This window comes from Paenibacillus sp. FSL H8-0548, assembly GCF_038630985.1.
In the GTDB taxonomy this organism is placed as follows: Bacteria; Bacillota; Bacilli; order Paenibacillales; family Paenibacillaceae; genus Pristimantibacillus.
Genome location: NZ_CP152049.1, coordinates 6,107,734 through 6,122,037 on the forward strand (window position 1 = coordinate 6,107,734; position 14,304 = coordinate 6,122,037).

Here is a 14,304-nt window from a genome sequence, read left to right on the forward strand (position 1 = left end):
CCTGACGTTAATACTAACCTTGGGCCCCGATCTGTATATCCTCTTCGCCATTTTTGAACATACTCTAATTACTATTTAACCTTATACTAGGAATCTGAAACATTGTATTTTTGTGAAGGCTCCGGTAGATGGATTTCCACTATTGGACTCTGACGTAAAGAGATGAATCTTGAATAGCGGTTGAAATAAGAATTATCATTAGAAGTCGCAAACGCTATAGTGTAAACTTAACGGTACGTAGGGTGTTGTAGGAGGCCGGATTAGCCTCCAACCAAATTGTCGACACGCATGGCGATTAATCGAGATAAGGCTACTGGGAAATTTTTCGTGAATTTAATCAAGGAGTGAGGTCTGTGAAAAAGTATTTAATAATGATAATACTCTTTTCTTTACTTGGGTGTGAGAACGAGCAGAAACCTATAAAAACAATGTATTCAGGTATTGGGACCAGCTGGAAAGCAACAATTGAATATGATACACAGACTGTAAAAAGTAATGAACTACTCATTAAATATTACTATTTGCACTCACCAAAATCGTTGGACACCGATATTTCATTTTCTTATGGGACATCAGCGGGCAATATTGTTGAAACTGTAAAAGGAAGTAGCAAACAGGATTTTTATGAAGTTTCATTTAAGCAAAACTTTATGGACAATCTATCGATATTAGATAAAGACGAACGGATTAAAGTAATAATAAAATGGGGAGACCAATCGGACTCTTTTGATTTATTCTCAACTGACAACATAAGCTAAGTAGATCTGGAAAATTGGCTCCTCATTATTACTCCTCACAAACAACATACAGAGCTCCACACCTGTGGAGTGACTACTTTAGTCATTTCCACCACTAACTAGCCATGTACTCTATCAAAATAAATCTAACTGCTCGACCACAGGAGGCGGCGGCTCGTTCGGATCCCCGCCATCCGGCCTCGTTAGCCCGAGCAGCTCCATCAGCCGCTTCGCATTATCTGCCGCATCTCCTCCGGAGTTGTTGTTAAAGATAACGTGGACATGCTTGCTCTGCTGCTGCAGCAGCTTAAGCATATCCGCCCATTCCAGCAGTTCCTCCTCGCTGTAACGGTACAAATAGCGCACCTCACGCCAATTTGGCGCACTCGCTTGATTCCAGCCAGACACGTTGCGACCGTGAAACCTCACAATGGTTCCAAGAGCATCCGTTGCCTTCAGCACCGTAGGTACCGAGCCAATGCCTGCCTGCGGCTCATCGCACACGCTATGCATCCACTGCTCTTGCTCCATAAAGGCCAGCGTCTTCTCTCTTAGATCCTCCGCAAACCAGCTTTGATTACGGAATTCCAAAGCACACGGAATCCCTTTCATTCTAGCCTTTGTTTCTCGAAGAATTCGCACATTGCTCTGCGTGCAATCGAACCAGGGCGGGTATTGAAACAGCGCCGCTGTCAAACGGCCCGCCTCAATCACGGGCTCCAGCATGCTTCGGAAAGCCGCAAACATCTCGTTTGTCTCTGACGCCGGCACGATTGGTCCACGCTGATGCCCGGTCATGCCCTGATAAGCCTTCACCACAAAATGAAGCGTCTCCGGCGTATCCTCCAGCCATTTCGCAAACCGCTCTCTGGATTGAATGGCATAGAACGTGCTGTCTACCTCAACAACCGGAAAATGCTTCGCATATTGCCGCAGCTTGCTGCCTGCTTTTGCCCCTGAGACATACAGCCGATCATGATCTCCCCAGCCTGCCAGTCCGATATGTATCGGCATATTAATCCTCCGTTCTTTGGTTGAGCTCTGATAGGATCATTATACCGAAACTTTATATGAGAAAAAAACAGCCCTCCCGCAGATAAGTCTACGAAAGGGCTGCTCCTGATTATGCTAGATAAACAAACGATTATAAGTACTGATATTCCGAAAATGCCGCTGCTTGTCCCAAATAACAGCCGCTCCCGTCCACCACATTCCAAACCGTTGCATTAACAATATAGAACCGTCGCCCTGTGCTGGAAATTCGGATACCTGTGTAATTGTCGACATACCCGTTCGCCGTTACCGCTTCAAAGAATCGGTCACGCTCCGCCCGCTCCATAGGCTCTGCTGTCAATCTTGAGGGGGTGCTTGTAAATCTCTCCCAAGCCATCTCCCATAAATCTAAACCTCTCTGATTGCCATAGTTTAATACCGGATCAGCCTCTGTTCCATGTGACAAAATAACGGTATCCGCGTTAAAAAGCTGTTCCTGCAAGCTCTCACCGAGCCTAAGCACCAGCAGCTCTCTGCCTGTCCATCTCCGGTAGCTGCTTAGCAGAAGTCTCACATGCTCCTCTGTCGCACCAACGCCTGTATGCGGTAATTGCATCGCCTTACCCTCCCCGTGTTGTTCACTTTCATTTTTTATATCACGGAGAGAGTTTAATGTCTACCAAGCTTTCTCAAACGAAGGAGTGCTGTCAAAATAATTAAAAATGCAGCAAGCGCCAGCATCGGAATCGTAATAAATCCAAACCAGTTCAAATAGTCGCCCTGACAGGAGACAGGACCGCAGGCCGCAAGCGGCGAATCATGCGGCAGCTTTTGCAGTACCGTATGATAAAGTGAAAACCCGCCCCCGATGACCACAAGCGGCAGCGCATACGAAACGATTCCCGTATCCCCTTTGGAATATGCGATTCCAAGCAGAATCGCCAGAGGATACATAAATATCCGCTGAAACCAGCAGAGGCTGCATGGCGCAAAATGCATAACCTCGCTCAAATATAAGCTCCCTGCCGTCGATAAGACAGCTGCTGCCCAAGCTATAAATAGCCAAAACGATCTTTTCTTATCCATTTGATCTTCCAGTTGATTCTCCTCGCCTTCCTTGAGCTCTATCTATCATTTTCGCTCAAAGGCGAGGCACTGGACATGACTCGAAAGGGCTATTGCATAGGAAATAATTGCGAACTTTTGGACCTATAGAAGAAGCTTTTCCCTTTTACTAAAAAGGATTCGATTTATATACACTCGAATATACACCGGCTTCGCCCGATAGGCTATGTGCCTTAACGCGGTAATAAGCCTCCTTCGTGTGAATACGAGTCGGATCGATCCAAGCCCCAGCATGTTGAACCGGCTGCTTGTCATATACGATATGCCACGGGCCGCTCTCACCCTCGGTAGATTTCTCGATCGTATAATAGGCGGCTCCCACCGTTCCACGAAATTTCACTACAGCAGCAGCATCCCTTATGATTGGAGCATCCGGGAGCGAAATCTCGGGCAGCGTTTGTCCACTCATCCGGAAAGCATGTTCTCTCAGCTGTTGAATACGCTGCTGCAGCTCCTCATTGATGCCGCAGCCGGGATAATGAACGGCAAACCCGTCATAATGCTGTACGTACCCGCCCTCATCATGATGGCCGAACAATGACCAGAAGGAAGTTCCGGAGACAGCCTCTTCTGCCTCTGCCGCAGCTAGGAAACCTTGCAAATCACAATCAGGCCAGCCGTATTCGCCCGCAATATACACTTTGCCAGCAGCTTGCACCGCTTTTGCATCCTTCAGCAGCTCCTCGGCATTCGCCGGATAATAGTGCACGTCAAGAATATCCAGACTTGGAATCGCTAATTTATCCGCATCAAGCTGAAATTGTTTGCCATGCGCAGTTAAGTGACGCGGAGCATTTTTTTTCAAAAAAGCACAAATCTCCTCTACCCAATCTGCCGGCGCATCGTTAAGCTCATTGCCAAGCTCCCATGCCAGGATCATCGGATCATCCTTATAGGCAATTCCGGTATATGAATTAACCCGGTTAACAATCGTATAGATATACGCTTTGAAATCCCGTATAACATCCTCATCCGTATAGAATGCATTCGGATCCTCAAGCCCTCTCCAGTTCGTAAACGTCGATCGGCCTCCATGATAGTAGCTCCAATTGCATACGAACGGAATAATGAGCCGAAGTCCGCGCTCGCCCGCTTCCTTAATGGCAAAGTCGACTCTGCGGAAAGCTTCCTCGTTGTACTCGCCAAGCTTTGGAGATATAGCTTTCGGACATCCTTGCGAAGCCGCCAGCGTATGCGAGCGTACGACCGTTGCGCCCATCTCCTTCGCCGTATCCAGCGCATCGATGACGCGGAACGGAGTCGGCCAATCGACCCCACCAACATTCTCGTCAAGACCAAGCCAATAAATATTAGGGCCGCCGAAGCGGAATGGCTTGGCGCCTTCCATCAACCTGGACCCTTTCCGCTTAATAAACTGCTGTAGTTTCATCGGTTATCATTCCTTACTTTTATATGATTAATCTTTCTTGTCGGTAAATGAATAGAAACGAATTACCCTTTAACCGCGCCGTTCGTCACGCCGGAGAATATATATTTCTGCAGGAATAAATACAGCAGCACAGTCGGAATCATGATGATTAGAATCGCTGCGCATATGTTGCCCCACTGCGCTTGGTTATTGCCTGCGAAGCGCATGATCGACGTGGAGACGACGACCAGCTCCTGCTTTGGCATATACAGAAACGGAATATAAAGCTCGTTGTAGATGTTGATTGTTTTCAAAATAATAAGCGTGGCCGTTGCTGGGCCTAACAGCGGGAATATGATGCCCGCATAAATGCGAAATAAGCTGGCTCCGTCCATCATCGCGCTCTCATCGAGCTCGTAAGGAATATTTTTAATAAATTGCAGGTAGATGTAGATCTGAATCACATCCGCGCCGATGAACAGCAGAATAGGCGCATACAGCGAGTTGTATAGACCCATAGATTGAATAAGAGAGAATACAACCACCTGTGTCGTAATGGTTGGAATAATCGTAGCGACTAGAAAGGCTCCAAGTATTTGTGTTTTCCCCTTGAACTCAATTCGTCCAATCGCATACGCCACCATCGTGCCAAGCAGCACGTTTCCGGCGAGCGATGCGATGACGATAACGAATGTATTCGAGAACGCTTGAAGGATGTTGGCGCGCTCGATTACCGTTATGAAATTGCTGAAGTTAAAAAAGCTCTCTGGAAGCGCGAATGGGCTGGAGCCTTCGTTCTCCGTCTTGAACGCATTCACAAGCACGACATAAGGCGGGAATAATACGACGAAGGTAGCGAATACGAGCAGCAAATATTTCAGTACATGGATGGGATCGAACCGTTTCACTTGCATTCGTTATTCCCCTTTCCTGTTGATGACTGCATTCTGAATGCCAAGAATAACAACGGTGAAAAACAGCAGCACGACACTCATCGCCGAAGCCAAACCATAATTGTTGAACTGGAAGGCAGTTTCGATCGTCTTGAGCAGGAATGTTTCGCTCGCGCCGGCTGGGCCGCCCTTGGTCAGCACGAAAGGCAGATCGAATACGGCAAGCGCCCCGCTTAGCGTTAAGAACATATTGAGCTGAATGATTTTGGTCAAATTCGGAATCGTTAAATACCATAACGTCTGAAAGCGATTAGACCCATCAATTTTCGCCGCCTCATACATATCGCCCGGAATGGACTGCATCGCACCTAAATAAATAACCATGTTGTAGCCCATAAACCGCCAGAAGCCGATCGACGCAAGCGAGAAATTTACAAGCGACACATCACCGAGCCAGCTTTGCTGAAGCGAAGAAAGCCCTACCATGCCCAGCAAGTTGTTCAGTGAACCGTTCGTCGTGTCGAAAACATACTGAAACATAAAAGCGACTGCTACAGCGTTCATAATAAAGGGAAGAAACAGCATAACGCGAAATACATTTCTTCCACGAAGTTTCGAGTTAAGAATAACCGCGAACACGATTGCGATTATATTTTGAATGACGCCAATGATGACGTACGGAATTTGATGAATAAATACGCCGAATAAATCGGAGTTTGTGAATATTTCCTTATAATTGCCGAGGCCCAGCCATTGGCTGTTTTTGCTGATGCCATTCCAGTCCGTGAAGCTTAAGTAAATTAATTTGACGGCCGGATAATACGTGAACAAACAGAGCAAGACAAGCGGGATCGATAGGAAACTGATCAGAATTAGCTTTCGTTGCGCTTTATATGACAGGGTGTTCATCGTTCCACTCCATTTCTCATCCAAAGAGGGCTTATAGGTGCAAAGGGATGACCTGACTTTATCGTCGATCATCCGCTTTGCTTATCTGTCTATAGTAGAATCGCTATTATTTCGCTACCGATTTTCTAGCTTTTGCCCAGTTTTCGTTGTATTTGTCTAGAATAGACCGCGGATCCTTCGACAATACGAACTCCTGTACCATCGCCTCTTTCGTAATTTGCGCTTTGTTAACGATGTCCGTTGCAGCCGCGTCGTCAGCAACCGCTTCGATGTATGTCGGATTGAAGGAGTTGAACTCGGAAAGCTGTGGTACATTCGGCTCTTTATCCTTCAATACCGGGATGAAGCCTGCGAAATCATCAAAGCCGGAATCCTCGACCATCCATTTCACGAATGCTTTGGCAGTCGCGAGGTTTTTGCTGTTTTTGTTCACGCCGTAAGCCCAGTCAGGTGCGAGCGCTACATTGGTTTTGCCGGAATTGTCATAAGGCAGCGGGAAGAAACCTACATTATCGGAAGTTGTTCCGCTGTCCGCTACCTGCGGGATAACCCAGTTGCCAAGCATGTACATCGCGAATTTGCCGCTAGCGATATCTTTCTTCGATTGCTCCCAGTTCGTCGAGTTGACGTCCGGCTCTAGATAGCCTTTCTCATACATCGTGCGGATGATGGTCATTGCTTGACCGTAAGCATTGTCCATTGCAAAAGGTGCATCTGTGTCTTTACGCTCGTTGTTCAGGTTAGCATTGCCAGCGATTGAAGTCGCAACCTCTGACGCCCAAGGGTAAAGCGTCCATTGATCCTTAAAGTTGGAGGCTAGCGGAACGATGCCCTTCGCTTTCAGCTTCTCTGCCGCTGCGTAGAATGCATCAAGTGTCGTTGGGATTTCAGTAATGCCAGCGTCCGCGAACGCTTTCTTGTTGTACACGATGCCCGTTGTGCTTGCGCCTGCGGAAATGCCGTAAACTTTGCCGTCATGTCCTTTGTAATCTTTGAAGTAAATGCGGTCGTTCAGACCGATGTCATCGAGTGGAGCAAAATATTGCGGAAGCTCGGAGTTCGGAATCGTGGGAATAAGGACAACGTCTGGGAATTCGCCTGACGCGATGCGGATCTTCGTCGTTTTGTCCAAATCGGTTACCGCTTCGAATTTCACTTCTGCATTCGGGTATTTTTCTTTAAATCGTTTCGCGTACTCTACATATTCCGTATCAATCATGTCCGTACGGTTTGTCAGGAACGTGACGGTGCCGCTGATTTCGCTCTCTGCGCTGCCTTCGTTATTAGCATTGGCTGCATCCGTTGCTGGAGCATTTGTCGCCTCTGCTGGCTTGTTGTTGTTTCCTCCACATGCTGCCAATAGAACCACGAGCATCATAAGCGTTAAAACAGACAATAATGGCTTCTTCATTGTGCTTCCCCCTAATAAATATGGTATCGTTTACATTTCGAATTTTAACATAATGAAACTTATAATTCAACATATTTAAATTAATATTAACAAAAATTATATTTTTATTATTTTCAACATGGTTTCCTTATTATCAAATTTGATAGTAAGACAGGCTTGTTTAAGCTCTACCGCAGCTCTAATTGGATTTTCGAGCTAGCTGCAATCATTAAGCACCTATAGAGATGAAGAATGCCGCCTTTTTGAGGATTTTGATTTTCTTATTGAGATAGATGCCAATACTTTATAAAAATATAAAAAAGTTTCCGTGTTTGTCTAATAAAAATCCCCTTTACCGTGTGGTAAAGGGGATTTTATCCGCTATTTATAGTAATCAGCCGCTCCACAAGGTGAGACGACTATGTCGTCCTTGTCTAAGGACGACAAGTTTCTTGCAAAAATATAGGCGAAGTATAGATGTGAGGCTCATACTTTCCTATATGTTAAAAAAGCTGCCTATCAAAGACTTCGGAGGTTTGTGACCTCCTGGTCCTTAAAGGCAGCAAATAGACATAGACGGCTAATCAGGCACTTCGGCCTTTGATTAGACATTGTCCAATATTGCAACCGAAGCGCGCTTGATAAGCTGCGTGGACAGCAACACATGCTCCGGCGTTACGTCCGGTTTCTCAATACGGCGCAAAATCATCTGGGCAGCGCGGCTGCCGATGTCGGCTTTGGGCACGCGTACCGTTGTCAGCTTCGGTGACATGATTTCTGTCAGCGTTAAATCGTCAAAGCCGATAACCGAAATATCTCCAGGACAGCTTATGCCCCAGTCGCCGAGCAGCTTGAGCGATTCGAATGCGGTGAGATCATTCGCACAGAACAGCGCGGTCACCGGCTGATCTGCTTTCACGAATCGGCTTAGCCCCTTCGCAAATTCGTCCGCTACGTACATGCCCGTGCCGCTTACCCCGACGCCTTCAATCGTAACCGCTGTGGCGCTACTTGTGCTCTTACGATTGAAATCGCGAATCGCTTCCTCAAAGCCCCGGCTCCTCTCCCGAAAGCTCCATGATGTATCCGCATCGCCGACAAAGCCTAGCTTTACATGGCCAGATTCAAGCAGATGGTTCGTCGCCTGATAGGCGCCAAGAAAGTTGTTGGCAAGTACATGGTCAATCGACGAATCAAGCAGGTTCGCGTCAACCATGACATAAGGAAAATCCGTTGCCGCTAACGCTTGTATATAGCTGTCTGGCAGATGGCCCATGACGATGGCACCGTCCACCTTCTTCTCGTAAATGCTCGAAGGCAGCCCATCCTTCGGCGACAACGAAATTTCGATGCTGGAGAGTATCATGCTGAAGCTATGGTTAGCTAGTTCCTTCTCAATACCGTGTATGACCTTGCCCCAATACTCCATGTCGTCCAAATACGCACGCGGCATCAGCACAGCAAGATTGCCCGTGCGCGAAGCCGGAATCGTCTTGCGCGACGATTTCATACGATAGCCCATTTCCTCCGCCTTCGCCCATATCGTTTCCTTGGTTACATCATTAACAGCGGGATCATTGGACAACGCTTTGGATACGAGCGCTTTGGACACGCCCAGCTCATCCGCGATTAGTTGCAGCGTAATTTTTTTCATGTCCTGCGTTTCCGTCCTTTCAACTGCCATACTCTATTTTAAACAATAGAACTTTTTTCAACATTTTTCAATAAAAATTCTTTAATCTCTCGTTAAATTTAAGTATTTTCCATTATTCAGAACAATAATCCCTCTGGCAATTTGCTGAACATCGCTGTCGTGCATAAAAATCCTCTAGGATGAAAACACGCTGGGGGCACTGAGTGAAGCATCCTTCTCCCAACATACGGTATCAGGTTTTCATTATTTCTCCTGTCAACCGTATGGGGAGCGTATCACTTTTGTGCCACCCTCTCATCAGATGGAATTAGTGGCCGATAATGGTCATTTCTTGCGAATAAGAACGCATAGGTGCTTATGGTGGTACAGTTCGAGGTATTCTTGGGTGATAAGCACATATATGCGCTTATGATGTAGAATTAGTGGCGGGTTATGGTCATTTCGTGCGGATAAGAACGCATAGGTGCTTATGGTGGTACAGTTGGAGGTATTCTTATGTGATAAGCACATATATGTAGCTAGAATAAAAAGTGGACACCTCATAAGAGTAGACAGATAATAAACAACAAAGAGGAAGAGGTGTCTAGTATGGGTGAGAGCAGACAACGGTATAGTGAGGACTTTAAAGAAAAGACCGTCCAGTACATTCAAGAGCAGACGAAAAGTGTGCCACAGATAGCAGAAGAACTAAACATCCCAGCGGGAACGTTACATCAATGGTTAGCGAAACATCGTAAGTTTGAAAACGAACCGCTCGTCGATCGCGAAGCCATCCGTCAAAAAGATTATAAAATCGAGGAGCAGGCCACCGAAATTGAGGATCTTAAAGAAGAGATCGCGATTCTAAAAAAGGCCATGCACATCTTCAGCAAAGAAAGGAACTAAGGTTCCAGTTTGTCGAAGATCATCGCTCCGAGTTTCGACTAGAGAAGATGTGCACCCTACTTGAAGTATCACGGAGTGGCTACTACAAATGGCAGCAGGAGAAGGCAAAAGAAAATAGTTACCAAAGGCGTCGAAAGACGCTACTGGCGCGCATTACTTGGCTTTTTTTGGATCATTGCAGCCGATACGGTGCTCCAAAAATCACAAATTTGCTTAGACGAGAGGGATGGCGTGTGTCCGAACGCCTTGTTGGCAGCCTCATGAATGAGAGCGGACTACGGTCATGCGTGTCAAAGAAATTTAGAGTAACAACGACAGACTCTAACCATAACGAACCCATTGCGCCAAACGTGCTTAACCAGAATTTTAAGACAACAGCTCCAAACAAAATATGGGTAACGGACATCACATACGTACCGTGCCGCGAAGGCCGCTTGTATCTCGCTAGCGTTATGGATCTCTACACGCGCAAGATTGTAGGTTGGAAGCTCGGTGACCGCATGACCACAGATTTGGTACTGGCTGCATTAGACCAGGCTTATGAAGCTAAGAAACCGAGCAAAGGACTGATCCACCACTCTGATCGGGGTTCCCAGTATGCCTCGGAAGAATACCGCAAGCGTTTAAAAAAGTATCGTATGCGGGCAAGTATGAGCCGGAAAGGCAATTGTTACGATAACGCCTGCATTGAGTCGTTCCACAGTGTACTGAAGAAAGAGTTTATTTACTGTACGCGTTTTAGAACAAAGGCCCAAGCACAACAAGAGATGTTTGAGTACATTGAGCTCTTTTACAACCGAAAGATAATCCATGGTTCTTTAGGCTACGAATCGCCGGACCGTTTTGAGGAAATGTACTACAAAAAGATTAGCTAAATACTCTTATTGCGTGTCTACTTTCTTGACAGAGGTCCAATATGCGCTTATGATGTAGAATTAGTGGCGGGTTATGGTCATTTCGTGCGGATAAGAACACATAGGTGCTTAAAGCCGCAGCACATCAGGCATTCTTATGTGATAGGCACATATATGTGCTTATCTGGTGGAGCGAGCAATACAAGTAAGCTTGCGTTGCATGCAATTCAAACTCAAAAGGGGTCTCCCTTTCAGTAGATTTATCTACTGAAAGGGAGACCCTCTCTGCTAACTGGTATTTTAATATGACTTTAGCAAGCTAATCATAATTGCCTTATTGGTCATCCTAATATGAAACAAACCTGTCGCTATCCTTGCTTCACTAGGTTTTCTGCCGTGCGGAAGGCCAGTGCAAGAATCGTCAACACCGGGTTAACTCCGCCATTTGTTACGTGCAAGGATCCATCACTCACCCAAAGATTATCGTATCCGTGTATGCGCCCCGAGGGATCGGTGACGGATATCAATGGGTCTTCCCCCATACGGAGAGTTCCCGCCTGATGCTGCCCGGCACTAAGCCCCCCACCTGGCCTTGTTTGCCAAACGCGACGTGCCCCGGCAGCCCAAAGCCAATTCTCCGCTTGTTCTGCCAGCATGCCCGCAGCACGAAGCGACTCGGGATGAACGCTTCCAGATAGTTGAGCCACAGGCAAGCCGAAACGATCTTTGACCGAACGCGAAAGCAGCACTCTTGACTCTGGTGTCGGAATTTCTTGAATTGGACCTTGAATTTGACCAGTGCGCAAGTAAGTCTCACGCATAGTATCCTTGCCTGCGCTCCCCCATCGCGCCGCATCCGGTGCAAGTGCCCGGTACCAGTGAATGAGCGGTATGCGGGTGAACTCGTTGGCAAGAAACCCGCCCCCGATAATCCCGGCTCCGTTATCGTGGTCAAACCGAAAGGTCGCAATGCTCACTCCCGGTCCAAGACCGTCTTGAATCGGTTCATCAAAGAGGCCGTAGGCACCTGAATAGACATGGCCCTGCAGGTTCCGACCGACTTGTCCGTTCCGGTTGCCTATCCCGTTAGGTTCCGAATCACTTGCGGAATTGAGAAGGAGGCGTGCGCTTTCAATGGCTCCTGCTGCAACCACCACATGCCCTGCACGGATTTGCCGGCGCTGGATCGAGCCTGCCACTTCCTGCACAAGGCGAACGCCAGTAGCATGCTTTCCTCCCTCGGTGTCGATGCGTTCGACCATTGTATCGCAGATCAGGTCGTAGTTGCCGGTAGCGATAGCCCTCACCAGCATCGTGTTGTGACCGCCATTTTTGCTGTTGGTCGGGCAGGCAAACCCGACACACTGGCCGCATCTCCCGCAGGCTGGTCGTCCGTCGCGCTCCACCGAATTGATGAGGAGAGGAACCGGCCCCGCTTCCCATCCCAGCTTCGCTGCTCCCCGAGCCAAGTATTCGGCTTCCAGCGTCAGCGATAGCGCCGGCATAGGATAAGGGCGTCGCCGTTCGCCTCGTCCATGATGGGCATTCCCATCGCCAGAAACGCCGACTTCCCACTCGGCACGCTCGTAATAGGGCTCGAGTTCGTCATACCCAAACGGCCAGTCGCTTAATGAGCTCCCTTCAGGAACCCCATACCGAGTCGCCATTCGAAAATCATCCCGATGAAATCGCCACGCTTGTGCCCCATAGACCCGTGTTCCGCCGCCTGCCGTCATCGCATTATTATGATAGTCCCCTTCAAAGGGGACGGTGATTCGCTCGGTACCGTCGGCCAATACGATTGTGCGAGGGTTACCTTCCATGCTTGGCCCGGTATTATGACCGTATTTGCTTAAACGATGGTTCCGTAGATGATCGCTGCCGATCTGATTGTAGCGAAGCCAGCTTCCACGTTCAACGACGAGAACACGAAGTCCAGCTTCAGCCAGCATTGCCGCCGCTACCGAGCCCCCGGCACCAGCACCCACGACGATCACATCATACTCGTCTCGAAGCTGGCCCAAGGCCCGCTCTGTCAACTCGGTTTCTGGGACCGGTGCCTCGCTCTCTGAGACGGGGCCTGGACGAAATCCGATCATCTCCCACGACTTGCCCTCATGATTCCCACCAGCCTCAGGACTTCCATAGTAACCTTCTATGACCAAGCCTAATAGAGTCTCAAAGAAGCGTTTGGACGAAATGGGCCAGTCCCGAAAACGCTCTTGCTGGACGTCGTGCAGCAGTCCATCTTGCTCATGAGCCGACAGCTCTGAAAAGTGTTTGCGATAGAGAACGAACGCTTCTGCATCCAATGCTCGAAGTCCGGGGTCTATTACATCCATCCAGGTAGCGACATCCTCGCCTGCGCATCGTTCCAGGTAGACAAGAGCACCCGCCTCGGTCGCCGATGGCCAAGCATCCTTTGGAATCAGCCGATCTGCAACCGCTTTCAGAATACTGTGAAGTTCATTTAAATTATATTTTGAATCGCTGTTCTTCATATACGTTCACCGCCTAGTGAGATTTGGCTACTTAACATTTAGTCTAACACGTGCCTTCGGCTCTCGCTAGACAGTTATAATTGAATATAGCTATTTTTTACTCTTGTCAATTTGTAATTTAGAAGAAGATAATAACAGTGTAGACCGAAATGGTTGCTGATTAGCCTAAAATATGAACTGCCATAACGTACTAGAGAGGAACGCAATTAAATGAAAATTTCAGTTGCAACCGTTAAGGACTATGAATGGATAAGAAACCGGGACCCCCATCTCGAGGAGAAATTAATATTACCGAAGATCAGGGAGAGGGAAATCTACTTAGTACAAGATGAAAGCGATGCAATACTAGGATGGATGCGTTACGGGTATTTTTGGGATAACACTCCGTTTATGAATATGATTTGGATCGAAGAACCTTATCGAAAGAGAGGACTCGGGAAATATGTGGTTGAATTTTGGGAACAGGAGATGAAACAACAAGGTTTTATGCTGGTCATGACTTCTACCCAAGCTGATGAGGATGCTCAACATTTTTATAGAAGACTAGGCTACAGAGATGCGGGTTGCTTAATACTCGATACCCAGCCATTAGAAATTATCTTTACAAAAAAACTGAGCTGCGAGAAACGTTAGTTGAATAATTAGCATTGTTGAGCAGGCTTCGATAGCCTGCTCATTTCATTAAACGAACGGGCAGCAACGCAACCTTTTATCGCAGATATCGTCTAAATTATTACATATTCAGGATTCATAAACGAGGTGAGCTAATAATAGAATGAAAAAACGAATTTTACTTTTTGTTGGTATTATTGTGTTCGTGGCAATTATCGGTGCTATTACATTGCATAATTTTGCTACAAACCTAGGCGAAAGCTACAATCAAATAGGTTGATGGGAAAAGAGGACTTACCAATCCTGGCGTTAAGCTACACATCCATGACGAAGCTGCCGACATGATCGGCAGCTTTTCGCTAACCTAACGGACAGGATAATT

The 14,304-nt window shown here is 47.3% G+C and carries 12 protein-coding genes and 1 pseudogene; 4 read left to right on the top strand and 9 right to left on the bottom strand.

From position 1 onward, the window contains the following. Positions 1-353: 353 nt before the first annotated feature. Positions 354-758, top strand: coding sequence for a hypothetical protein (locus MHI37_RS26075; protein ID WP_076335923.1), 405 nt, complete (start codon positions 354-356; stop codon positions 756-758). Positions 759-872: 114 nt separating this feature from the next. Here the strand turns inward: MHI37_RS26075 and MHI37_RS26080 are convergent, their stop codons facing one another. The 8 genes from MHI37_RS26080 to MHI37_RS26115 form a co-directional block, all read right to left on the bottom strand. After that, positions 873-1,751, bottom strand: a complete 879-nt coding sequence (locus tag MHI37_RS26080; RefSeq protein ID WP_076335922.1) for a DUF72 domain-containing protein — start codon at positions 1,749-1,751, stop codon at positions 873-875. Between the two features lie 130 nt (positions 1,752-1,881). After that, positions 1,882-2,346 carry an MEKHLA domain-containing protein gene (locus tag MHI37_RS26085; RefSeq protein ID WP_076335921.1) on the bottom strand — a complete coding sequence of 155 codons (465 nt, stop codon included), beginning with the start codon at positions 2,344-2,346 and terminating at the stop codon, positions 1,882-1,884. Between the two features lie 53 nt (positions 2,347-2,399). After that, positions 2,400-2,816 (bottom strand): disulfide oxidoreductase, encoded by a 417-nt coding sequence (locus MHI37_RS26090; protein WP_076335920.1) that lies wholly within the window; start codon positions 2,814-2,816, stop codon positions 2,400-2,402. Positions 2,817-2,964: 148 nt separating this feature from the next. Further along, positions 2,965-4,245: a cellulase family glycosylhydrolase gene (locus MHI37_RS26095; RefSeq protein ID WP_076335919.1), complete on the bottom strand. Its 1,281-nt coding sequence runs from the start codon at positions 4,243-4,245 to the stop codon at positions 2,965-2,967. Positions 4,246-4,307: 62 nt separating this feature from the next. Beyond that, positions 4,308-5,138 (bottom strand): carbohydrate ABC transporter permease, encoded by an 831-nt coding sequence (locus MHI37_RS26100; RefSeq protein WP_076335918.1) that lies wholly within the window; start codon positions 5,136-5,138, stop codon positions 4,308-4,310. Between the two features lie 3 nt (positions 5,139-5,141). Then, entirely contained in the window at positions 5,142-6,026 is an 885-nt protein-coding gene (locus MHI37_RS26105; RefSeq protein ID WP_076335917.1) for a sugar ABC transporter permease, read from the bottom strand. Between the two features lie 106 nt (positions 6,027-6,132). Further along, positions 6,133-7,437: an extracellular solute-binding protein gene (locus tag MHI37_RS26110; protein WP_076335916.1), complete on the bottom strand. Its 1,305-nt coding sequence runs from the start codon at positions 7,435-7,437 to the stop codon at positions 6,133-6,135. A 583-nt stretch (positions 7,438-8,020) separates the two neighbouring features. Continuing rightward, positions 8,021-9,070 carry a LacI family DNA-binding transcriptional regulator gene (locus tag MHI37_RS26115; protein WP_076335970.1) on the bottom strand — a complete coding sequence of 350 codons (1,050 nt, stop codon included), beginning with the start codon at positions 9,068-9,070 and terminating at the stop codon, positions 8,021-8,023. A 588-nt stretch (positions 9,071-9,658) separates the two neighbouring features. Here MHI37_RS26115 and MHI37_RS26120 point away from each other — a divergent pair. Continuing rightward, positions 9,659-9,955 (top strand): transposase, encoded by a 297-nt coding sequence (locus MHI37_RS26120; RefSeq protein ID WP_076335915.1) that lies wholly within the window; start codon positions 9,659-9,661, stop codon positions 9,953-9,955. Positions 9,956-9,975: 20 nt separating this feature from the next. After that, positions 9,976-10,830, top strand: a pseudogene (locus MHI37_RS26125) (IS3 family transposase); the annotation flags it as partial. Positions 10,831-11,177: 347 nt separating this feature from the next. Here the strand turns inward: MHI37_RS26125 and MHI37_RS26130 are convergent. Next, positions 11,178-13,310, bottom strand: a complete 2,133-nt coding sequence (locus MHI37_RS26130; RefSeq protein WP_076335913.1) for a GMC family oxidoreductase — start codon at positions 13,308-13,310, stop codon at positions 11,178-11,180. Between the two features lie 210 nt (positions 13,311-13,520). On the opposite strand from MHI37_RS26130, the gene MHI37_RS26135 reads away from it, so the two are divergent. Then, the gene (locus tag MHI37_RS26135) at positions 13,521-13,943 is read left to right on the top strand and encodes a GNAT family N-acetyltransferase (RefSeq protein ID WP_076335912.1); all 423 of its coding nucleotides are present in this window, start codon (positions 13,521-13,523) and stop codon (positions 13,941-13,943) included. Positions 13,944-14,304: the final 361 nt, after the last annotated feature.